At 72.8% G+C, this 22,754-nt stretch carries 17 protein-coding genes; 10 read left to right on the top strand and 7 right to left on the bottom strand.

From position 1 onward, the window contains the following. Position 1: 1 nt before the first annotated feature. The 5 genes from AY578_RS26395 (at position 2) to AY578_RS26375 (ending at position 4,986) form a co-directional block, all read left to right on the top strand. Positions 2-1,336 (top strand): sulfate adenylyltransferase subunit CysN, encoded by a 1,335-nt coding sequence (locus AY578_RS26395; RefSeq protein ID WP_136238099.1) that lies wholly within the window; start codon positions 2-4, stop codon positions 1,334-1,336. Between the two features lie 100 nt (positions 1,337-1,436). Further along, positions 1,437-2,567, top strand: a complete 1,131-nt coding sequence (locus AY578_RS26390) for an ABC transporter substrate-binding protein (RefSeq protein WP_136238098.1) — start codon at positions 1,437-1,439, stop codon at positions 2,565-2,567. A gap of 5 nt (positions 2,568-2,572) precedes the next feature. After that, positions 2,573-3,361 (top strand): ABC transporter ATP-binding protein, encoded by a 789-nt coding sequence (locus tag AY578_RS26385; RefSeq protein WP_028961582.1) that lies wholly within the window; start codon positions 2,573-2,575, stop codon positions 3,359-3,361. Next, positions 3,348-4,238, top strand: a complete 891-nt coding sequence (locus AY578_RS26380) for an ABC transporter permease (protein WP_136238097.1) — start codon at positions 3,348-3,350, stop codon at positions 4,236-4,238. Before AY578_RS26385 ends, AY578_RS26380 begins: the two co-directional genes overlap by 14 nt. A gap of 10 nt (positions 4,239-4,248) precedes the next feature. Continuing rightward, on the top strand, positions 4,249-4,986 hold the full coding sequence (locus AY578_RS26375) for a sirohydrochlorin chelatase (protein ID WP_136238096.1): 738 nt from the start codon (positions 4,249-4,251) through the stop codon (positions 4,984-4,986). 190 nt (positions 4,987-5,176) lie between these two features. Here AY578_RS26375 and AY578_RS26370 read toward each other — a convergent pair whose 3' ends face one another. Then, positions 5,177-5,725 carry a DUF1697 domain-containing protein gene (locus AY578_RS26370; RefSeq protein WP_258905757.1) on the bottom strand — a complete coding sequence of 183 codons (549 nt, stop codon included), beginning with the start codon at positions 5,723-5,725 and terminating at the stop codon, positions 5,177-5,179. Between the two features lie 389 nt (positions 5,726-6,114). Here AY578_RS26370 and AY578_RS26365 point away from each other — a divergent pair, with 389 nt between their 5' ends. Further along, positions 6,115-8,358 carry an MMPL family transporter gene (locus tag AY578_RS26365; RefSeq protein WP_258905756.1) on the top strand — a complete coding sequence of 748 codons (2,244 nt, stop codon included), beginning with the start codon at positions 6,115-6,117 and terminating at the stop codon, positions 8,356-8,358. Positions 8,359-8,442: 84 nt separating this feature from the next. On the opposite strand, the gene mgt is transcribed toward AY578_RS26365, so the two are convergent. The 4 genes from mgt to AY578_RS26345 are packed head-to-tail and all read right to left on the bottom strand — an operon-like array spanning position 8,443 to position 12,779. Further along, complete coding sequence (gene mgt / locus AY578_RS26360; protein WP_161107168.1) at positions 8,443-9,645, bottom strand: macrolide-inactivating glycosyltransferase; 1,203 nt, start codon at positions 9,643-9,645, stop codon at positions 8,443-8,445. A gap of 55 nt (positions 9,646-9,700) precedes the next feature. Further along, on the bottom strand, positions 9,701-11,002 hold the full coding sequence (locus tag AY578_RS26355) for an ABC transporter substrate-binding protein (protein WP_161107167.1): 1,302 nt from the start codon (positions 11,000-11,002) through the stop codon (positions 9,701-9,703). An 8-nt stretch (positions 11,003-11,010) separates the two neighbouring features. Continuing rightward, entirely contained in the window at positions 11,011-11,844 is an 834-nt protein-coding gene (locus AY578_RS26350) for a carbohydrate ABC transporter permease (RefSeq protein ID WP_258905753.1), read from the bottom strand. Beyond that, the gene (locus tag AY578_RS26345; protein ID WP_026243610.1) at positions 11,841-12,779 is read right to left on the bottom strand and encodes a carbohydrate ABC transporter permease; all 939 of its coding nucleotides are present in this window, start codon (positions 12,777-12,779) and stop codon (positions 11,841-11,843) included. Before AY578_RS26345 ends, AY578_RS26350 begins: the two co-directional genes overlap by 4 nt. 171 nt (positions 12,780-12,950) lie before the next feature. On the opposite strand from AY578_RS26345, the gene AY578_RS26340 reads away from it, so the two are divergent. After that, a complete protein-coding gene (locus tag AY578_RS26340) occupies positions 12,951-13,814 on the top strand; it encodes a phosphotransferase enzyme family protein (RefSeq protein WP_258905751.1) in 864 nt (287 codons plus the stop codon). A 143-nt stretch (positions 13,815-13,957) separates the two neighbouring features. Here AY578_RS26340 and AY578_RS26335 read toward each other — a convergent pair whose 3' ends face one another. After that, on the bottom strand, positions 13,958-14,725 hold the full coding sequence (locus tag AY578_RS26335; RefSeq protein WP_019523392.1) for a 3'-5' exonuclease: 768 nt from the start codon (positions 14,723-14,725) through the stop codon (positions 13,958-13,960). A gap of 132 nt (positions 14,726-14,857) precedes the next feature. Then, positions 14,858-16,099 (bottom strand): DUF5919 domain-containing protein, encoded by a 1,242-nt coding sequence (locus AY578_RS26330; RefSeq protein ID WP_020700048.1) that lies wholly within the window; start codon positions 16,097-16,099, stop codon positions 14,858-14,860. A 311-nt stretch (positions 16,100-16,410) separates the two neighbouring features. Here AY578_RS26330 and glgX point away from each other — a divergent pair, with 311 nt between their 5' ends. The 3 genes from glgX to AY578_RS26315 all read left to right on the top strand — a co-directional run bounded on the left by glgX (position 16,411) and on the right by AY578_RS26315 (position 22,564). Beyond that, entirely contained in the window at positions 16,411-18,546 is a 2,136-nt protein-coding gene (glgX, locus tag AY578_RS26325; RefSeq protein ID WP_026243612.1) for a glycogen debranching protein GlgX, read from the top strand. A 156-nt stretch (positions 18,547-18,702) separates the two neighbouring features. Then, positions 18,703-21,087 (top strand): malto-oligosyltrehalose synthase, encoded by a 2,385-nt coding sequence (treY, locus tag AY578_RS26320; protein ID WP_258905748.1) that lies wholly within the window; start codon positions 18,703-18,705, stop codon positions 21,085-21,087. 253 nt (positions 21,088-21,340) lie between these two features. Continuing rightward, a complete protein-coding gene (locus tag AY578_RS26315; protein WP_370878978.1) occupies positions 21,341-22,564 on the top strand; it encodes a M14 family zinc carboxypeptidase in 1,224 nt (407 codons plus the stop codon). The last annotated feature ends 190 nt before the right edge of the window (positions 22,565-22,754 follow it).

Raw genomic sequence — 22,754 nt, 5'->3', positions numbered from 1 at the left:
CATGAGCACGATCACGACCGAGGAGCTCTCGGCCACCACCCTGCTGCGGTTCGCCACCGCCGGCTCCGTCGACGACGGCAAGTCCACCCTGGTGGGCCGTCTGCTGCACGACTCCAAGTCGGTGCTCGCCGACCAGCTGGAGGCCGTCGAGCGCGCCTCCGCCAGCCGCGGCCAGGACGCCCCCGACCTGGCGCTGCTCACCGACGGCCTGCGCGCCGAGCGGGAGCAGGGCATCACGATCGACGTGGCGTACCGTTACTTCGCCACGCCCCGGCGGCGGTTCATCCTCGCCGACACCCCCGGCCATGTGCAGTACACGCGGAACATGGTCACCGGCGCCTCGACCGCCGAGCTGACGGTGATCCTGGTCGACGCCCGCAACGGCGTGGTCGAGCAGACCCGCCGGCACGCGGCGATCGCCGCGCTGCTGCGGGTGCCGCACGTGGTGCTCGCCGTGAACAAGATGGACCTGGTCGGCTACCAGGAGTCCGTGTTCGCCGCGATCGCCGAGGAGTTCACCGCCTACGCCACCGAACTGGGCGTCCCCGAGGTGACCGCGATCCCGATCTCGGCGCTCGCCGGGGACAACGTGGTGGACCCGTCCGCGAACATGGACTGGTACGGCGGCCCCACGGTGCTGGAGCACCTGGAGACCGTGCCGGTCAGCCACGACCTGACCCGCTGCCACGCCCGGCTGCCCGTGCAGTACGTGATCCGGCCGCAGAGCCCCGAACTCCCCGACTACCGCGGCTACGCGGGGCAAATCGCCGCCGGCACCTTCCGCGTCGGCGACGAGGTCACCGTGCTGCCCTCGGGCCGCTCGACGACGATCACCGGCATCGACCTGCTGGGCAAGCCGGTCGACGTCGCCTGGACGCCGCAGTCGGTGACGCTGCTCCTCGCGGACGACATCGACATCTCCCGCGGCGACCTGATCGTCCCGGCGAAGGACGCCCCGGCCACCACGCAGGACCTGGAGGCGACCGTCTGCCACGTCGCCGACGAGCCGCTGAGGGTCGGCCACCGTGTGCTGATCAAGCACGGCACCCGCACGGTCAAGGCGATCGTCAAGGACATCCCGTCCCGGCTCACCCTCGACGACCTGTCCCTGCACCCGCACCCGGGCCACCTCACCGCCAACGACATCGGCCGCGTCACCATCCGCACCGCCGAGCCGCTGCCCGCCGACACCTACGCGGACTCCCGCCGCACCGGGTCGTTCATCCTGATCGACCCCAACGACGGGACCACGCTCACCGCCGGCATGGTCGGCGAGTCCTTCGCCTCGCCCGACCCGGTCGACGACGAGGCGGACGACGACGGGTGGGACTTCTGACCACGCGCCGGCCTCCCGCAGCGCCCGTACTGCCCTGAATCCGCCGACGGCCCGGCCACCTCATGTGACCGCCGGGCCGCCACCGAGAGGAACGTCCCCCTTGTCTGCCACGACCGCCCTGCGCCGCGCCCTCGCGGTGACGGCCATGCTGCCGTTGCCGGCCCTGGCCGCCTGCGGTTACGGGTCCCAGGCGAAGGACAAGGACACCGCTCAGGCCGTCTCGGGCGCGAAGACCGACGGTCTGGACGCCGTCCGGATCGGCTACTTCGGCAACCTCACCCACGGCACCGCCCTGGTCGGCGCCGAGAAGGGGTTCTTCCAGAAGGAACTCCAGGGCACCGAGGCGAAGTACGCGGTGTTCAACGCGGGTCCGTCGGCGATCGAGGCGCTCAACTCGGGCTCCCTGGACGTCGCCTTTCTCGGTCCCTCCCCCGCGGTCAACGGTTACACCAAGGCGGACGGCAAGAACCTGCGCATCGTGGGCGGTTCGGCGTCCGGCGGGGTGAAGCTGGTCGTGAACCCCGACAAGGTGAAGTCCGTCGAGGACGTCGAGGGGAAGCGGATCGCGACCCCGCAGCTCGGCAACACGCAGGACGTGGCGTTCCTCAACTGGGCCGCCGAGCAGGGCTGGAAGGTCGACCCGCAGAGCGGCAAGGGCGACGTCACCGTCGTCCGCAGCGACAACAAGGTCACCCCGGACGCGTTCAAGTCGGGTTCGGTGGACGGGGCGTGGGTGCCGGAGCCGACCGCGTCGCGGCTGGTCGCGCAGGGCGGCAAGGTACTGCTGGACGAGGCGTCGCTGTGGCCGGACGGCAAGTTCGTGATCACGAACATCGTCGTCCGCCAGAAGTTCCTCGACAAGCACCCCAAGGCCGTCGAGGCCGTGCTGCGGGCGTCCGTCGAGACCAACCGGTGGATCAACGCCCACCCGGAGGAGGCCGAGGAGGCCGCCAACGCGCGGCTCGCGGCCGACACCGGCAAGCCGCTGCCCGCAGAGGTTCTCGATCCGGCCTGGAAGTCGATCACGTTCCTGGACGACCCGCTGGCCGCCACCCTCAGGACCCAGGCGGGCCACGCCGTCGAGGCGGGCCTGCTGGAGCAGCCGGACCTGAAGGGCATCTACGACCTGTCCCTGCTCCGCAAGGTCCTCCAGGCGGCCGGCCGGCCCGCCGTCGACGACGCCGGACTCGGCGTCGCCCGACCCGGATCACACACGCTTCCCAGGAGGTGACGACCATGGCCACGACCCTCGCCAAGGCCGCCGACGGCACGCAGTCGGCCACGCACGCGGCCCGTATCGAGCATGTCTCGAAGTCCTTCGCCGGCCCCGCCGGACAGCAGCTCGTGCTGGACGACATCAGCCTCGACGTGGCCCCCGGCGAGTTCGTCACCCTCCTCGGCGCCTCCGGCTGCGGCAAGTCCACCCTGCTCAACCTCGTCGCCGGCCTCGACAAGCCGACCGCCGGCGGCATCACCACCGACGGCCGCCCCGCCCTGATGTTCCAGGAACACGCCCTGTTCCCCTGGCTCACCGCCGGCAAGAACATCGAACTCGCCCTGAAACTGCGCGGCACCCCCAAGAACGAACGGCGCGAGCGCGCCGAGCAGCTTCTGGAGCTGGTCCGCCTGGGCGGCGCCCACGGCAAGCGCGTCCACGAGCTGTCCGGCGGCATGCGCCAGCGCGTCGCCCTCGCCCGCGCCCTCGCGCAGGAGAGCCGGCTGCTGCTGATGGACGAGCCGTTCGCCGCGCTCGACGCCATCACCCGCGACGTCCTCCACGACGAACTCACCCGTATCTGGCGGGAGACCGGCCTGTCGGTCCTGTTCGTCACCCACAACGTCCGCGAGGCGGTCCGCCTCGCCCAGCGTGTCGTCCTGCTGTCCTCCCGGCCCGGCCGTATCGCCCGGCAGTGGACCGTGGACATCCCGCACCCGCGCCGCATCGAGGACACGGCCGTGGCCGAGCTGTCCGTCGAGATCACCGAGCAACTCCGTGGGGAGATCCGCCGACATGGCCAGCACTGACACCACCCCCAAGGACGCCGGGGACCTCGCCGGACTGGAAGCGGGTCTGGACGCGCTGGAGACGGTGCAGACCACCCGCAAGCCGTTCCGGCAGACCCTCACCCAGAAGATCCTCCCGCCTGTCGTCGCCGTCGCGCTGGTGCTGACCGTGTGGCAGTCGCTGATCACCTTCAAGGTCGTCGACGACCCCACCAAGCTGCCCGCGCCCGCCGACGTCTGGCAGGTGGTGGAGAAGGCCTGGCTGCAGGGCGAACTCCTCGGCTATATCTGGACCTCCGTCTCGCGCGGCCTGTTCGGCTTCTGCCTCGCCCTGGTCATCGCCACCCCCCTCGGCCTCCTCCTCGCCCGGGTCAAGCTGATCCGCGCCGCGATCGGCCCGATCCTGTCCGGCCTGCAGTCCCTGCCCTCGGTGGCGTGGGTCCCGCCCGCCGTCATCTGGCTCGGCCTGAACAACCAGATGATGTACGCGGTCATCCTGCTCGGCGCGGTGCCGTCCATCGCCAACGGGCTGCTCTCCGGCGTCGACCAGGTCCCGCCCCTGTTCCAGCGCGCCGGACGCACCCTCGGCGCCACCGGCCTGAAGGGCACCTGGCACATCACGCTGCCCGCCGCCCTGCCCGGTTACGTCGCCGGCCTCAAGCAGGGCTGGGCCTTCTCCTGGCGCTCCCTCATGGCCGCCGAGATCATCGCCTCCTTCCCCGACCTCGGCGTAGGCCTCGGGCAGCTCCTGGAGAACGGCCGCAACGCCAGCGACATGGCCATGGTCTTCGAGGCGATCCTGCTCATCCTCACCGTCGGCATCGCCGTCGACCTGCTGATCTTCAGCCCCCTCGAACGCCGGGTCCTGCGCACCCGCGGACTCCTGGTGAAGAGCTGAGGTGCCTGTGTTGCGTCGTCCCGTCCTGCTCGTCGTCGCCCACGGCAGCCGCGACCCGCGGCACGCCGCGACCGTGCACGATCTGGTGCGCCGCGTGCGCGGCCGGCGGCCCGGGCTGCGGGTGGAGACCGGGTTCCTGGACTTCAACGTGCCGTCCGTCGGCGCGGTGCTGGAATCCCTGGACGCGGAGGGGGTGCGTGACGTGGTCGCGCTGCCGCTGCTGCTGACCCGGGCCTTCCACGCCAAGGCGGACATCCCCGCGGTGCTGTCCGAGGCGCCGCCGCGGCTGCGGATCCGCCAGGCGGACGTGCTCGGCCCGTCCCCGCTGCTGCTGGCGGCCCTGGAACGCCGCCTGTACGAGGCGGGCCTGACGCCCGCCGACAAGTCCTCGACCGGGGTCGTGCTGGCCTCGGCGGGGTCCTCCGACCCGGAGGCGATCGCAGTGATCGCAGATATCGCGCGGGAGTGGCGGCACACCGGTTGGTGCGCCGTGCGGCCTGCGTTCGCCTCCGCATCCCTTCCCCGTACCGAGGACGCGGTGCGGGAGCTGCGGGAGCTCGGCTGCGCGCGCGTCGCCGTCGCCCCGTACGTGCTCGCGCCGGGACGGCTGCCCGACCGGATCGCCCGGGGCGCGGCCGAGGCCGACGTCCTGGCGGACGTGCTGGGCCCCTCCCCCGAGGTCGCCCAGGTGCTCCTGGACCGCTACGACGCGGCCCGCACACCGCTGCTGACGGCGCTGGGCGCCTAGGGCCCTGTCCGGCGGATCACGCCGAGGACGCGGGGTCTGGCACGCCCATCTGCGGCGTTGTCGTCACTCGCCGACGCTCCGCGTCGACTCCCTCCTCCGCCTTGCAGCTGGACGCACCAGACCCCGCTCACCTGGGTTGCAAGACGCTGCGCCTTTCCCCCGACTTGATCCGCCGCACAGGCCCTAAGCCTCAGCCCGCCGTCATCTCCACCAGCTTGCGCACCGTGTTCCAGTTGCGGCTGGTGGCGACCACGCCCTTGTTGAGGCGGGGCTTCGACAGGTGCTCGGCGAGCTTGGAGCGGCCGAGGCCGTCGGGGACGTACAGGTAGAGGCAGCGGTCGCCCAGGCGGAAGTCCTCGGGGAGGTACGCCTCACGGTCGATCTCCGCGAACCGGTCCTCGGTGACGGGCGCGGAGAAGTAGGTGACGTGGAGCTGCTTGGGCTCCAGGCCGGCCGTCGGGAAGGGGCAGGCGCCGGCCACGCCCTTCAGATAGGCGTGGTCGCGGACGATCACGTCCACGTCGAAGCCGAAGCGCGCGGCGACCGCCCCGGACAGCTCGGCGGCCAGCGACTCCTCGTCGCCGTGGCCCGCGGTGAACGCCGCCTGGCCGCTCTGCAGGTACGTCCGCACGTCCTCGTGGTCGAGGCTCTCCAGCAGGGTGCGCAGTTCGGCCATCGGGACCTTCTTGCCGCCGCCCACGTTGATGCCGCGCAGCAGCGCCGCGTATCTCGTCGCCATGGGCCCGAGCGTAGTGCGGCCGTCGTGCCCCGTGGGGGTGGGCACGACGGCCGGGGGCCCGCGCGCGGGCGGGCCTCGCAACTCTGACCGACGGGCGGCTCCCTGAGCAACCTGAACGCACTGCTGTGACTTATTCAACAAGGTTGCGGAATGGCCGGAACCGGTTCCTCTCCCTCCGCCCCTCGACCCTGATCCACCGGGCCGCCGACCCGGACATGTGTAGGGGGCCACGGTCCTCCCCAGTGGGGAGGCGGGCCGCGCCGTCGGGATGAGCCGGGGCCCGCGGGCTTCACCAGGCAGCACGACGAGACGCGCGGATGCCGCCCATACCGTCGATACGTCAGGTGGCGGCAGGGGGCCGTCGCCGCGGACGAGGGAGCGAACCCGTCATGGGGAACGGAGACGCGCGGGTACGGGGGCTCGCCGCCCGCGCCGGCGGCTGGAGCGCCCGGCACCGCTGGGCGGCCGTCGGCATCTGGGTGCTGTTCGTGGTGCTGGCGATGGGGCTCGGCTCGGCGGCGGGCCGGGTCGACGTCGAGGACGGTGACCAGCTCAAGAGGGAGACCAGCACCGCGGCCCGCATCATCGAGGACGCCGGGATCGAGGAGCCGGCCTCGGAGACGGTGCTCGTCCAGGCGAAGGAGGACGGTCCCACCTCCACCGACGCGGAGTTCCGGTCGGCGGTCGCCGCGGTCGTCGCGGCGGTGGAGCGCACCGGGCAGGTCACGGACGTCACCTCGCCGTACGACAGCGGCACGGTCTCGAAGGACGGGCGCAGCGCGCTGGTCCAGTTCGACGTGCGGGGCGACCCGCAGACGGCCGGTGAGCGGATCGAGCCGGTGCTGGACGCGGTGGCGGACGTCCAGAAGGAGCACGGGTCGCTGCAGATCGAGGAGATCGGCGGCGCCAGCATGATGAAGACGTTCGACGACGCGTTCGGCGACGACTTCCAGAAGGCCGAGTACTCGGCGGTGCCGGTCGCCCTCGGCATCCTGCTGATCGCGTTCGGCGCGCTGGTGGCGGCGCTGCTGCCGGTCGCGCTGGCGATCACCGCGATCGTGGCGACGATGGGCCTGATGGGGCTCGTCAGCCATCTGCAGCCGATGAGCGACACCGCCAACTCGGTGATGCTGCTGGTGGGTCTGGCCGTCGGCGTCGACTACTGCCTGTTCTACCTGCGCCGCGAGCGCGAGGAGCGGGCGGCCGGGCGGGACGCGCGGACCGCGCTGCGGATCGCCGCCGCGACCAGCGGCCGCGCGATCGTCGTCTCCGGTGTCACCGTGTGCGTGGCGATGGCGGGCATGCTGTTCACCGGGATCGCCGAGTTCGAGGCGATGGGCCTGGCCTCGCTGATGGTGGTGGCCGTCGCCATGGTCGGCTCCGTGACGGTGCTGCCCGCGCTGCTGTCGCTGCTGGGCGAGCGGGTCGAGAAGGGCAAGGTGCCGTTCCTGCGGCGGAGGACGAGCGGCTCGAACGACAGCCGGTTCTGGTCGGCGGTGCTGAAGCGGGTCCTCGCCCGGCCGGTGCTGTCGGTGGCGGTGGCGGCCGGCGCCCTGCTCGCGGTGGCCGCGCCCGCGCTCGGCATGAAGACCGAGAACCTCACCCTGGACCAGGAGTTCGGCGACTCGCTGCCGATCGTGCAGACGTACAACCGGGTCAACGAGGCGTTCCCGGGCGGTTCCGAGCCGGCCGAGGTGGTCGTCAAGGCGGACGACATCAACGCGCCGGAGGTGAAGGCGGCGCTGGCCGACTTCCGTGAGCGGGCGGTCAGTTCGGGCGCCTCGCGCGGTCCGGTCGAGATCAAGCTGCACGACCAGCAGAACCTGGCGTTCGTCTACGTGCCGCTGGTGGGCGGCTCCGACCAGGACGCGGCGGGCGCCAGCCTGGAGAAGCTGCGCGACGAGGTGCGGCCGGCGACGCTGGGGAAGGTCGACGGGGTCGAGGCGCCGATCACCGGCCAGGTGGCGGGCAACAAGGACTTCAACGACCAGCTGGTCGGCTCGGTGGTCCCGGTCTTCGCGTTCGTGGTGGTGTTCGCCTTCCTGCTGATGCTGCTGTCGTTCCGCTCGCTGACGGTCGCGGTCACCTCGATCGTGCTGAACCTGCTGTCGGTGGGCGCCGCGTACGGCATCCTCGTGGCGGTCTTCCAGCACGGCTGGGGCGCGTCCCTGGTGGGCGCGGAGGGCGTGGGCGCCATCATCACCTGGCTGCCGCTGTTCCTCTTCGTGATCCTGTTCGGTCTGTCGATGGACTACCACGTGTTCGTGGTCTCGCGGATCCGTGAGGCGCGGGCGCGGGGCCTGGAGACACGGGACGCGATCCGGCACGGGGTGGTCACCACGGCCGGGGTGGTCACCAGCGCCGCGGTCATCATGGTCGCCGTGTTCGCGATCTTCGGGACGCTGTCCATGCAGTCCATGAAGCAGATGGGCGTGGGCCTGGCGGCGGCGGTGCTGATCGACGCCACGGTGATCCGGGGCGTGCTGCTCCCGGCGGTGATGTCCCTGCTGGGCGAACGGAACTGGTACTTCCCGAAATGGATGCACCGGCTGCCCGACCTCACGCACGACGAGGCTCCGGCGGCGGTCACGCCGAGGACGCGGGACGACGAGGGCGAGAAGGTGCCGGTCTGACCGGCCCTCACACCGGCACCGACATCACGGACCAGGGCCCGGCGGCAGCCAACGCCGGGCCCCTTCCGTCTCCTCGGAGCCGTACTAGCGGCCGCGTCCGGGAAGTTCCGCCTCGATCAGGTCGGCCGCCCTCTTCGTGCCGCCCTCCTTCGCCATCTCCGCCTGGACGTCCTTCAGCCGGCGGGCGACCTCCGGATCGTCGACCAGGGCGAGGGCCGCGGTGCGCAGCGCCTCGGGTGTCGCCTCCTCGGTGGGCAGGTGGCGGGCCACTCCGAGCGCCTGGAGCATGTCCGCGTTGCCGAACTGGTCCACGGCCTGCGGCACCGCGATCATCGGGGTGGCCGTGGCCAGCCCCTCCTGGCTGCCGCCCGCACCCGCGTGGGTGACGAACAGGTCGGCCTGCTTGAGGAGCGCGAGCTGCGGCACCCAGGACCGCACCTCGACGTTCGCCGGTACGTCACCCAGCTCCACCGGATGGACGTGCTTGCCGATCTGCAGCACCAGGTGCCAGCCGGGCAGTCCGGCGAACGCCTCGACGCACGCCCGGTAGAAGGCCGGCTGCTTGGTGAAGGACGAGCCGAGCGACACCAGGACGACCTTCTCCGCCCCGGCCGGCCGCTGCCAGTCGCCCTCGGCGCTCCGGTCGCCCTGGCACGCGCCCACGAAGGAGTACACGCGCTCGTCGACCCGGTCGGCGTTCGGCTGGAGCGCCTTCGGGATCAGCACGATGGAGCGGTCGGGGCGCCCGGCGAAGTCGTCGGGGTGCAGGGTGACGCCGTTCTCCTCCAGCCAGGCCTGGAAGCGGGCGTAGTACGCCTTGCCGCGTGCGGTCTTCTTCGGCTCCTCCCACATCGGCCCGGCGATCTCCTTCTCGTAGCCCTCCCAGGCGACGAGGTTCGGCGAGAGGGAGATCGCGGGCACGCCCCAGCGGTGGGCGAGCACGCGGGCCGGGTAGGCGGTGATGTCGTGCAGCACGAGGTCGGGGGTGTCGCCCTCGTACGCCTCGACGAGCTGCGGGAGGGCCTGCATGGCGTCCGCGAGGAACGGCTCGACGTTGTCGAGGAGGGTGGTGCCCCAGGCCTCGGGGTCGTCGTCGGGCCCGGGCAGGGTGGAGTTCCACAGCCTGGGCTCGGCGCCGGTCTCGGCCACCTTCCCGGCGAACAGGGGCGGGATCGCGTACGTCACCCGGTGCCCGCGCGCCACCAGCTCACGGATCACCTCGAGGCTGGGGTTCACGTGCCCGTGGGCGGCGATGGAGAACATGGCGATGTGCGCGGGAGCGGTCATGCGACGACCTTAAGCGAGACGAGACGTCTCGTGCAACGTCATTGCGGGGCGCCGCTCACCTCTGGTACCGGGCGAGGACCAGGTTGCCGTCCTTCTCCAGCCGCTTCCGCAGCTCCCCCAGGCCGATCGCGCCGCTGTAGTACTCCTGGAGGGCCGGAGTGGCGACCTTGTCCTTCCACTCGGGGTAGCCCCGTACGGACTGGGCGGGGGCCGGGCGCAGATGGGCCGCGAGGGCCGTGCCGGTGGCCCAGCCGTGTTCGGGGGTGCGCAGGGCCGGGTCGGCGAGGGCCTGGCGGCCGGTGGGCAGCATCCAGTCGCCGAGCGCGAGGCGCACCATGTTCCGCGGCTGGAGGAGGAAGTCGAGGAAGGCGACGGCCTCCTTCTTGTGCGGGCAGTCCTCGGCGACGGACAGCGTCTGCGGGCTGACGCCCTGGGCGAGACCGCCGGCCCCTGCGGGTGCGGGCAGCACCTGCCACCGGAAGCCCTTCGGCGCCTGCTGGACGATCTGCTGCCGGTACGAGAAGCCGAGCGGCACCATCGCGTACTTGCCGGCGAAGAGGCCGGGCAGGGTGTCGGAGCCGCCGCTGCCGAGGGTGGTGGGCGAGGCGCTGTGGTCGGCGCTCACCTGCTCGCTGATGGTGCGCGGGACGACCTCGTCGCCGTCCTCGAACCGCACGGTGACCTTCCCGTCGGCGCCGCGGTGGAAGAGCCGGCCGCCCGCGGAGAGGGACAGGTTGAGGGTGGCGGAGACCGGCTCCTTGAGGGGCCAGGCGACCCCGTAGCGGCCGTCGCCGGACAGTTCCTTCGTCACCTGGCGGAACTCGGCCCAGCTCCACGGGTGTTCGGGCGTCGGGATGCGGACGCCGGACTCCTTCAGACGGACGGCGTCGGCGATGAGGACGCGCGGCTCCTGGAGGAAGGGCACACCGTAGACGCCGTCGCCGAAGGTGACGGACTCCCAGGAGAGCGCAGGGATGTCGGAGGTGAGCCGCTCGGGCAGCAGGTCCGTGAGGTCGGCGAGGTGGCCGCCGTACGCGAAGTCGGCGAGGTCGTCGGAGGCGTCGTGGACGATGTCGGGGGCCTCGCCTCCCTCGAAGGAGGTGAGGAGCTGGTCGTGGACGCTGTCCCAGCTGCCCTGGACGTACTCCACCTGGATCTCCGGGTGGAGGGCGTTCCACTCGTCGACGAGTTCCTTGGTGGCCTCGACCGACTCCTGCTGCCAGGCCAGGGACTGGAAGCGCAGGGTGACCCGGCCGTCGTCGCGGGTGGGTTCTGAGGAGCAGCCGGCGAGCAGCAGGGTCAGCGCGAGGACCCCGGCGAGGAACCTTGCGCGGGTCGTGCGGGAATTGCGGGTCATGCGGGTCATCAGCCCTTCACCGCCCCGGCGAGGAGGGAGCCGGTGATGCGGCGCTGGATGAGCGCGAACACCAGCAGGGACGGAAGTGTCGCGAGGAACGCGGCGGCGGCCAGCGGGCCGAGGTCGGCGACGCCTTCGGCGCCGATGAAGCGGGTGAGGAGCACCGGCAGCGTCTGGTGTTCGGGTGTCTTCAGCAGGACGAGGGCGAAGAAGAACTCGTTCCACGCGGTGACGAACGCGAACAGCGCGGTCGCGGCGATGCCCGGCGCGAGCAGCGGCACGGTCACCGACACCAGGGTCCGCAGCCGTCCGGCGCCGTCCACGGCGGCCGCCTCCTCCAGCTCGGCCGGCACGGCACGGACGTAGCCGGTGAGCATCCACAGGGCGAAGGGCAGCGACCAGACGACGTAGACCAGCACCAGGCCGGGCAGCGAGTCGATGAGCCGCAGGTTCTTCAGCACCAGGAACAGCGGGATGACCAGCAGCACGAACGGGAACGCCTGGCTGACGACCACCCAGCCGGTCGCCGCCCGCGCCAGGGCGCCGCGCCGGCGGGCCATGACGTACGCCGTCGGGGTGGCCACGGCGACCGCGACGAGGGCCGAGGCGGACGCGGTGAGCAGGGAGTTGAGGGCGGCCCGCAGCAGCGGCTGTTCGTCGAAGGCCTGACGGAAGTTGGCGAGGGTGGGGTCCTGCGGGATCCAGGTGGGGTGCAGCCCGGCCAGCTCGGTGGCCGGCTTGAACGCGGTGGACGCGAGCCACACGAACGGGAAGGCCAGGAAGACCAGGTAGGCGAGCAGGGCCGTGTACTGGCCGGCGCGGGCGGCGGGACGGGTCCTCAACGCTCCTCACCTCCCCTGAGCCGGCCCACGAGGAACACGGCGAGCAGCACCGAGATCACGGCGACCATCACACAGCCCATCGCGGCCGCGTAGCCGAACTGCCCGTACCGGAAGGCCTCTTCGTAGGCGAACAGCATGGGCAGGCGGGTGCGGCCGCCGGGGCCGCCGTTGGTGAGCACGTAGACCAGGGCGAAGGAGTTGAAGTTCCAGATCAGGTTGAGCGCCGTGATGGCGACGGCGACGGGCCGCAGCGCCGGCCAGGTGACGGTGCGGAAGCGGCGCCAGGCGCCCGCGCCGTCGACGGCCGCGGCCTCGTGCAGCTCGCGCGGGGTGTTCTGGAGTCCGGCGAGCAGGGCCACCGTGGTCTGCGGCATGCCCGCCCACACGCCGACGACGATCACCGCGGGCAGGGCGGTGGCGAGGCCGCTCAGCCAGTCCCGGTCGCCGCCGAACCCGAGGTCGCGCAGCGTCTCGTTGAGGATGCCGGCGTCCGGGTTGTAGGTGATGCGCCACATGATGCCGACGACCACCTCGGGCATCGCCCAGGGCACGATCGCCAGGGCGCGGGCCGCCCAGCGCAGCCGCAGGTCCTGGTTGAGCAGCAGGGCGAGGCCGAGCGCCAGCAGGAACTGCGGGACCGTCACGCCGACCGCCCACACCAGCCCGATGCGGAAGGACTCCCAGAACAGGGTGTCCTGGAGCAGGTCCCGGAAGTTCAGGGCGCCGATCCAGCGGGTGGGCTCGGTACGGCCGGACTGGGCGTCGGTGAAGGCCAGCAGGATGCCGTGGAGCAGCGGGCCGACGCTGAGCACCAGGATGGGGATCAACGCGGGCAGCACCAGGAACCACGGGCCGTGGTCGACGGCACGCCGTCTCGGACGGCTCGGCCCGGGCGCGTGGGGCGCCGGTCTCCTCGCCTCGGTCACCGACGTCACGGCATCAGCCCCTTTGCAGGTGGGGGGTGGGCCCGGTCATGGTCGTGAACGCGACAGCGCACGTCAAGGGCCCGCGCACACCACCCGACCTGTGCGAATGCGAGACTGGCCGGCGAACGGCCGGACGACAGGCGCCCGGCGGGGCCCGGGACGGACACGGAGGCGGAAGCGATGGACGAGGCGCGGGCGCGGGAGGTTCTTCAGGCCGCGGGGGTGCTCCCCGGGGACGCCGGGGACGCGCGGCTGCTGGCGCTCGGGGAGAACGCGGTGTTCGCCGCCGGGGACCTGGCGGTGAAGGTGGGCCGGGACGCGGAGCTGCTGGAACGGGCCCGCCGCGAACTGGCCGTCGCCGGCTGGCTGGCCGAGCAGGGCGTGCCCGCGGTGCGTCCCGCCGAGTCCGAGGCGCTGCTGGTGGAGGGGCACCCGGTGACCGTGTGGCGCCGGCTGCCCGACCCGGTGCGGCCCGCCGGGCCGAAGGACCTGGCCGTGTTGCTGCGGCAGGTGCACGCGCTGCCCCCTCCGCCCTTCGCCCTGCCGCCCCGCGAGCTGCTGGACGGCGTGGAGCGCTGGCTGCGGCTCGCGGGCGACGCGATCGACCCGGCGGACGCGGCGTATCTGCGCGAGCGGCGCGATGGGTTCGCGAAGGCCGCGGCCGCGCTGACGCCCCGGCTGCCGCGCGGCCCGATCCACGGCGACGCGCTGCCGCGCAACGTGCACGTCGGCCCGGACGGGCCCGTGCTGGTCGACCTGGAGACCTTCTCCTCGGACCTGCGCGAGCACGACCTGGTGGTGATGGCCCTCTCCCACGACCGCTACGGCCTGCCGGACGAGGCCTACGCCTCGTTCACCGAGACCTACGGCTGGGACGTGCGCGAGTGGGAGGGGTGCTCGGTGCTGCGCGGGGCGCGGGAGACGGCCAGCTGCGCCTGGGTCGCCCAGCACGCCCCGGGCAACCCCAAGGCGCTGGCCGAGTTCCGCCGCCGGGTGGCGTCCCTGCGGGACGGGAACGAGACCGTGCGCTGGTACCCGTTCTGAGCGGATCCGCCGCCCCTCAGGGCGCTCGCCCAGCTCGTCCCGGCGTCGCGGGGGCCGGGCACGCTGCCCCGCTGCTCACCGTCCTCCTTCGCCCTGCGGCTGCACGCACGGACCCCGTCGGGACGGCCGAGACGCACCGCGCCTCACAGCCGGCCTGATCCGGACGGAAGGCCCTGGGCGTGCCCGGGCCGGACCGGCTCCTCCGCCGGCTCGCGCAGCGGCCACATGCCCTCGACGACGGCGGCCGGGTCGCCCTTGCGGCGCAGGAAGTCCTGGAAGTCCGCCGCCCAGGCCGCGTACCACTCGATCTGGCGGCGGTGCAGCTCCGCCGGGCCGAGGGCCGCGACCTTCGGGTGGCGGTCGGCTATCGCACAGGCCAGACGGGCGGCGGCGAGGGCGTCGGCCGTCGCGTCGTGCGCCGCGTCGAGCCGCACTCCGTACTCCGCGCAGACCGCCTCAAGCGTGCGCTTGCCGCGGCGGTAGCGGTCGACGGCGCGATCGATGGTGTACGGGTCGATCACCGGGGCCGGGTCGGCGCCGCCCAGTCGGTCGCGCAGGGACGGCAGTCCGTACCTCCGCAGCTCGGCGGAGAGCAGACTCAGGTCGAACGAGGCGTTGTAGGCGACGACCGGGACGCCGGTCTTCCAGTAGGCCGCGAGAACCCCGGCGATGGCGTCGGCCACCTGGTCGGCGGGACGGCCCTCGGCGGCCGCGCGCTCGTTGCTGATGCCGTGGACCGCGACCGCGTCGGCGGGGATCGGCACGCCCGGGTCGGCCAGCCACTCCCGGCGCCCCAGGGTCTCCCCCGCGCGGAGCTCGATCACGGCTCCCGTGACGATCCGCGCCTCGCGCGGATCCGTCCCCGTCGTCTCCAGGTCGAAGCCGATCAGCAGCTCCCGGTGCCAGCCCATGGGCTGCCCCCCTTCTGTGCGGTGCGTTCCCCCAGTGGCTTCACCCTCGCACGCGCCACTGACAACCAGAGGATCGCATTCCGTTTGGCGGGCGGACCGGGCGGCCCCGGGAACACACACGGACCCGGAGGTTCAGGACACCGGCCGCGAATCCGCCCACATCTGCTCGAACTCCTCGCGGTAGGTGGGGAAGAGACCGCCCTCCTCGATCTCGCCCGGCTTGACCACCTTGGTGCCGTTGCGCAGGACGAACACCGGCGCCTCCATGCCGCGGGTGCGGCGCAGGTGGTTCTGGACCAGGGCGATGCCGTCGGAGCCGTCGCCGTCGACCAGGTAGGCCGTGCAGCGCGGCGTCTCGTCGTAGACCTGGATCTCGAAGGCGCCCGGGTCGCGCAGCCGGGACCGCACACGGCGCATGTGGAGGATGTTCATCTCCACGGACCGGCCCAGCTCGCCCCGTTTGATGCCCAGTTCGCGCTCGCGCCGCTTGACCGCGCTGGAGGCCGGGTTGAGGAACAGCAGCCGCACCCGGCAGCCGGACTCGGCGAGCCGCACCAGCCGGCGGCCGGAGAAGTTCTGCACGAGCAGGTTCAGGCCGATGCCGATGGCGTCGAGCCTGCGCGCACCGCCGAATATGTCCTCGGCGGGGAACTGGCGCAGCAGCCGCACCCGGTCCGGGTGCACGGCGACCACGTCCGCGTACCGGTCGCCGACCAGGTCCTCGACCGCGTCCACCGGCAGCCGGCGCGCCGAGGGCACGTCGCCGCCCGCGCCGAGCATCTCGAGCAGCCGCGCGGAGGCCCGCTCCGCCTGGTTCAGCACCGCCTCGGACAGCGCCCGGTTGCGGGAGACCACGTTGCGGGTGACCTCCAGCTCGTCCAGGGCCAGCTCGACGTCCCTGCGGTCGTCGAAGTACGGCTCGAAGCACGGCCAGTGCTGCACCATCAGCTCGCGCAACTGCGGCAGGGTGAGGAACGACAGCACGTTGTCATCGGCCGGATCGAGCAGATAGCCCTTGCGGCGGCTGACCTCGCGCACGGCGACCGCGCGCTGCACCCACTCCTGTCCGGCGGGCCCGGCGGCGGCGACCACCCAGTCGTCGCCGTGCACGGGCTCGTAGATGGGCCGCAGCACGGCGGCGACGACCGCGCGCAGCCGCTGCTCGACCAGGTTCAGCCAGATGTAGGCCCGGCCGGCCCGCTGCGCGCGCGTGCGCACCTCGCGCCACGCGTCCGCGCCCCAGTCCAGCTCCGGTCCGATCGAACCCGCGTCCATCGGCCGCGCCAGGGACACCGCACCGGGCGGGACGTCCGTGGAGCCGCTCCCCTCGTGACCCTCGTCACCAGGGGGCAGTTCCAGCCCTCCCGAGCCCACCCGCGCACCGCCTTCCAGTCCCCCGAGCACTCCCCGTCCAACGATCAAGGAGAGTACTCCGCATGCGGTGCGGGATGCAGCCCGATGGACAGGGTCGTTTCCCAACTTCCCCCGTCCAAGCGACCGTTCCGCCGTCCTCGGGCGGGCGGGCGAGCGGTTTCATGGCGGACATCACAGAAGGTGCGGTCCGTCGCGGCCGGGGCATGGGTAGGAAGTGGACCCGCCCTTGATCCCGCCCGTTCGGGGAGACACGGGGACACTCGGAGCCAAGGCGTCCCCACCGGCGCCGTACACCTGAAAGAGTCGTGTCCATGCAGGTCTGGCCTGGCGAGGCGTATCCGCTCGGTGCCACGTACGACGGCGCCGGAACGAATTTCGCGGTCTTCACGGAGGCCGCGGACCGAGTAGAGCTGTGTCTGCTGCACGACGACGGCTCCGAGACCGCGGTCGAACTGCGGGAGAGCGACGCGTTCGTGCGGCACGCGTACCTGCCCGGGGTGATGCCCGGGCAGCGGTACGGCTTCCGTGTGCACGGGCCGTACGCCCCCGAGCGGGGGCTGCGCTGCAACTCCGCGAAACTGCTGCTCGATCCGTACGCGCGTGCGATCAGCGGCTCGATCCAGTGGGGCGAGGAGGTCTACGGCTACCACTTCGACGACCCCGAACGGCGCAACGACCTGGACTCGGCGCCGCACACGATGACGTCGGTCGTGGTCAACCCGTACTTCGACTGGGGGGACGACCGGCGCCCCCGGACGGAGTACCACCACACGGTGATCTACGAGGCCCACGTCAAGGGGCTCACCATGCGTCACCCGGGGCTGCCCGAGGAACTGCGCGGCACCTACGCGGGCCTGGCGCACCCGGCGATCATCGAGCACCTGACCGAACTGGGCGTCACCGCGCTGGAGCTGATGCCGGTCCACCAGTTCGTCAACGACCACCGGCTGGTCGACATGGGGCTGAACAACTACTGGGGCTACAACACCATCGGCTTCTTCGCCCCGCACAACGCCTACGCGTCGTGGGGCGACCGGGGCCAGCAGGTGCTGGAGTTCAAGTCGGCGGTGAAGGCGCTGCACGAGGCCGGGATCGAGGTGATCCTCGACGTGGTCTACAACCACACCGCCGAGGGCAACCACCTGGGCCCCACACTGTCCTTCAAGGGCCTCGACAACCCCTCGTACTACCGGCTGGCCGAGGACCCCCGCTACTACATGGACACCACGGGCACCGGGAACTCGCTGCTGATGCGGTCCCCGCACGTGCTCCAGATGATCATGGACTCGCTGCGGTACTGGGTCACCGAGATGCATGTCGACGGGTTCCGCTTCGACCTCGCGGCCACCCTGGCGCGGCAGTTCCACGAGGTGGACCGGCTGTCGTCGTTCTTCGACCTGGTGCAGCAGGACCCGGTGGTCTCCCAGGTGAAGCTGATCGCCGAGCCCTGGGACGTCGGCGAGGGCGGCTACCAGGTGGGCAACTTCCCGCCGCTGTGGACCGAGTGGAACGGCAAGTACCGGGACACCGTGCGGGACCTGTGGCGGGGCGAGCCGCGCACGCTCGCCGAGTTCGCGTCCCGGCTGACCGGCTCCTCCGACCTCTACCAGGACGACGGGCGGCGCCCGCTCGCCTCGATCAACTTCGTCACTTGCCACGACGGCTTCACCCTGCACGACCTGGTCTCGTACAACGAGAAGCACAACGAGGCCAACGGCGAGGACAACCGGGACGGCGAGAGCCACAACCGGTCCTGGAACTGCGGCGCCGAGGGCGACACCGACGACCCGGACGTGCTGAAGCTGCGCGCCCGGCAGATGCGGAACTTCATCGCCACGCTGATGCTGTCCCAGGGCGTGCCGATGATCAGTCACGGCGACGAACTGGCCCGCACGCAGCGCGGCAACAACAACGCGTACTGCCAGGACAACGAACTGGCGTGGGTGAACTGGCCGGAGGACGAGGACGAGGCCGGCGAGGGTGACCTCCGGCGGCAGCTGCTGGAGTTCACGCGCGCGATGGTGTGGCTGCGCAAGGACCACCCCGTCTTCCGGCGCCGCCGCTTCTTCCACGGCCGTCCCGTGGAGGGCACCCATGACGACCTCTCCGACATCGCCTGGTTCACGCCCGAGGGCGCGGAGATGACCCAGCGGGACTGGGAGTCGGCGCGGGCGTCGGCGCTGACCGTGTTCCTCAACGGCAACGCGATCTCCGAGCCCGGGCAGCGCGGGGAGCGGATCACCGACGACTCGTTCCTGCTGATGTTCAACGCCTCGCCCAAGCCGCTGGACTTCGTGGTGCCGGTGGACCACGGCGCGCAGTGGCAGGTGGTGGTCGACACGGCCCGCGAGGACGGCGTGCCGCCGGGGACGGGTCCGAAGGTGTCGGCGGGGACGAGGCTGACGCTTGCCGATCGCAGCCTGACGGTGCTGCAACGGCCGGCGTAGGGACTGGACAGCCCCTCCGGCGTTCGAGGAGCGGGGTCCGGGGCGGAGCCCCGGTTTCAGGACGGGAAGGGGCGGCGGGGTCGAAAACCCTCCCGCCCCCGCCCCGAACGGAGCAGCGGGCGCACGACACGCGCCCACGCGGGTACGTACGTCCCCATGACCCCTGAGCCCAGTGCCCCGGCAGTCCCCACGGCGACCTACCGCCTGCAGCTCCAGCCCGCCTTCCCCTTCCAGGCAGCCGCCGAAGCCGTCCCGTACCTGGCCGAGCTCGGCGTGTCCCACCTGCACCTCTCCCCCGTCCTGGAGGCGGTCCCCGGCTCGGCCCACGGTTACGACGTCGTGGACCCGACGCGCGTACGGGAGGAGCTGGGCGGTGAGGAGGGCCTGCGGGAGCTGTCCCGCACGGCCCGGGCGCACGGCCTCGGACTGATCGTGGACATCGTCCCGAACCACATGGCGATGTCCCCCCGCCACAACCCGGCGCTGTGGGAGGTGCTGCGCGACGGCCCGTCGTCCCCCCGCGCCCGCTGGTTCGACATCGACTGGGAGGCGCAGGGCGGGCAGATGCTGCTGCCCGTGCTCGGCGGTCCGCTCGGCGAGGTGGCGGACGAGCTGAAGGCCGACGGGGACGTCCTGCGCTACTACGACCACGCCTTCCCGCTCCGCGAGGGCACGGCGGGGCTGCCGCTGCCGCAGTTGCTGGACGCGCAGTGGTACCGCCCGGTGTGGTGGAGGCTGGCCCGCACCGAGCTGAACTACCGGCGGTTCTTCAGCATCTCCGAGCTGATCGGGGTGCGGGTGGAGGACCCCGAGGTGTTCGAGGCGACGCACGCGAAGATCCTGGAGCTGCTGCACGAGGGCGTGGTCGACGGGCTGCGCGTCGACCACCCGGACGGGCTCGCGGACCCGGGCGGCTATCTGCGGCGGCTGCACGAGGCGACGGGCGGCCGCTGGACGGTGGTGGAGAAGATCCTCGCCGACGGCGAGGCGCTGCCCGCCTCGTGGCCGGTCGCAGGCACGACCGGCTACGACGCCCTGCGCCACGTCGACGGGCTGTTCCTGGACCCGGCGGGCTTCGGGGAGCTGGTGGACCGCTACCGGGCCTTCGCGGCCCCGCAGACGGACCGGGGCGGCGACTGGGACGCCACGGTCCGCAGGGCCGCTTACAAGGTGCTCACGCACGAGCTGGCCGCCGAGCTGGACCGGCTCACCCGGGTGGCGGCCCGGCTGTGCGCGACCGCCCCCGAGACCGCGCTGCGCGACCGCGCGCCCTGGGCGCTGCGCATCGCGCTGACGGAGCTGCTGGTGCGGCTTGAGGTGTACCGCCCCTACACCCCCGAGGACGCGGCCACGGTGGTGACCGAGGAGGCCGCGGCCGAGGCCCGCCGCGCGTTCGCCGTCCCGGAGGAGGCGGGCGCGGTGGACGTCGTACGGGATCTGCTGCTGGGGCGGTACGGGGACGGGCCCGCGTACGGGGAGTTCCGTACGCGGTTCGCGCAGACGGCGTCGGCGCTGCGGGCCAAGTCCGTGGAGGACACGGCGTTCTACCGCTATGTGCCGCTGCTGTCGGCGACGGAGGTGGGCGGCGAGCCGGGCGACCCGGCGGTGGGGCCGGACCGCTTCCACGCGTACTGCGCGCGCGTGCAGCGCGACTGGCCGGCCACGGGGACGGTGCTGTCCACGCACGACGTCAAGCGCAGCGCGGACGTGCGGGCGGCGCTGCACGTGCTCACCGAGTGCCCTCGGCGCTGGGCGGACGTCCTCACGGAGGTGTCTCGCACCGGGGAGGCGGCGCCCGACGGACAGACCGCGTGGGCGGCCTGGCAGACGGTGTTCGGGCTCGGCCCGGCCGAGGAGGAGCGGGTGCGGGCGGCGCTGTTGAAACATGTGCGCGAGGCGGGCCTGTTCACCAGCTGGACGGAGCAGGAGCCGCCCTACGAGGAGGCGGTGGCGCGGTTCGTCGCGGCGGGGCCGTGCGGGGTGCCGGGGCGGAAGGTGGCGGAGCTGCGGGAGGCGCTGGAGCCGCACGTCCGGGCGAACGTGCTGGGCGCGGCGCTGGTGCACCTGACCATGCCGGGCGTGCCCGACGTCTACCAGGGCACGGAGCGCGAGTACCGGGCGCTGGTCGACCCGGACAACCGGCGGCCCGCGCGGTTCGGCGAGGACGGCGGGGAGGGCGGGGGCGTCGGGGGTCTCGGGGACGTCGCGGAGAAGGAGGCGGTGACGCGGGCGGCGCTGGCGCTGCGGGCGCGGCGGCCGGAGGTGTTCGGTCCGGCGGCCTCGTACGAGCCGCTGGCGGCCGAGGGGCCGGCGGCGGACCACTGTCTGGCGTTCGTCCGCTCCGGCGCGGTGGTCACGGCGGTCACCCGCCTGTCCCTGCGTCTCGCGGAGGCGGGCGGCTGGGGCGGCACCCGGCTTCCGCTGCCGCCGGGGCGGTGGGCCGATGTCCGGGATCCTGGGCGGGAGTTCGAGGGGGGCGTGCGGGTGGCGGAGCTCTTCGCCGCGTCGCCGGTGGCGCTGTTGGAGCGGGTGCCGGAGTGACGGTGGTTCCGGTTGTCGGGGCGCTGTGCGGGGTCGGTGCGCGGTCGGCGCACGGCTGGTGGGGACCCGTGGGACGCGCGTCCGGCGAGGGACGCAGGACGTGCGGGAATGGGGCCATGGCGTGCCCCTGAGCGCCCCCTGGCGGCTCCCCCGCACCGCCCTTGACACCGTCTCGCGACCGTGGGGTACTGCGCAGTGCGAGTGCGGGCGGTGACGGGGGGTGGGTCCGCTGCGGGAGTCTCGCTATCCGACGGTGTCCGAACTGGTCTTCTCCGCCCGGGCGCTGGCAGTCCAGTGGCCGGGGCTGTGTGTGCTGCGGCAGGTGGGGACGTCGCGTGGGGGACGGCCGCTGCACCTGCTGTCCGTGGGACGCGCCCGGGACGCCGTCCTGGTCGTGGCGGGCGCCCACGCCAACGAGCCCGCGGGCAACGGGACGCTGCTGTCGCTGGCCCGGCGCGCCCTGCTCGAGCGTGAGCTGCGGGACGGCGTCTCCTGGCACTTCCTGCTGTGCGCGGACCCCGACGGGGCGAGCCTGCACGTCACGCCGGCGCCGCGCAGCCTGTACGACTACCACCTGGGCTTCTTCCGCCCGGCCGGGCCCGAGCAGCCGGAGTGGGCGCCCTCGGTGCTGCCCGCGGACCGGCTGCCGCCGGAGACGCGGGCGCTGACCGGGGTGATCGACGAGCTGCGGCCCTTCCTCCAGGTGTCCCTGCACGGCACCGATCTGGGCGGCAGCTGGGTGCAGTTGACGCGGGACGTGCCCGGGCTGGCGGAGCCGTTCGCCAAGTCCGCGGCCGAGCTGCACATCCCCGTCGAGACGGGGGCCTCGGACGCGGCGGGCTGGCCCGCGTCGGGGCCCGGTGTGCACGTGATGCCCGCGCCGGAGGCCGCCCCGGCCTATCCGAGTCTGAGCGACGACGCCCGGCACAGCACCTGGTACCACGCGCACCGGTACGGCGGTCTGACCGCGGTGGTCGAGGTGCCGATGTGGGCGAGCGACCTGGTCGACGACCCGGCCCCGCACCCGGCGCCGGACACGGCGATGCACGCGCTGGCGGAACGCCTGCTGCGGGACGCGGGCGAGGTGCGGCACGTCCTTGAGGACGTACGGAGCGGACCGCCGCCCGCCGAGACCGGCGGTCCGCTGCTGCGGGCGGCCACCTGGGTGCTGGAGCTGGTGCCGGGGCTGGCCGCCGACCTGGTCCGCACCCCGCCGGCGGACGGCACCCGAGCCTACGTCGGCAGCGTGGACGCCTTCGCGCGCCGGGTGCCGCTGCGGGCGGCGGCGATGCTGCGGCGGGCCCTGCGGGACACCGACGCCCAGGCGGCGGCCCGCCTGGACCGCCTGGTGGCCCACTGGAGCGACGCCTTCGCCACCCGCTTCCGCGCCCGCTGGGTCCCGGTCGGCCACCAGGTGGAACACCAGTCCCGCACGGTGGTGGCGGCGGCGCGGCAGGCGCGGGTGGGGTTGATGTGAGGGGGCCGGCCGGGTGCGCGCCCCCGGCCGGGGAGGACACACTGCGGTCGTCGCGCCTCGGTGCACGGAGCACGAGACTTCTCCACGCGGGACCGGACACCCTCGTGTCCGACGGTCGGGCCGAACGCCGCCACCCGGAACGGAAGGACACACTGCGGTCGTCGCGCCTCGGTGCACGGAGCACGAGACT

The organism is Streptomyces thermocarboxydus, assembly GCF_024760485.1.
In the GTDB taxonomy this organism is placed as follows: domain Bacteria; phylum Actinomycetota; class Actinomycetes; order Streptomycetales; family Streptomycetaceae; genus Streptomyces; species Streptomyces cellulosae.
The sequence above is the reverse complement of the archived record's forward strand: the minus strand, read 5'-3'. Positions and strand labels throughout refer to the sequence as shown.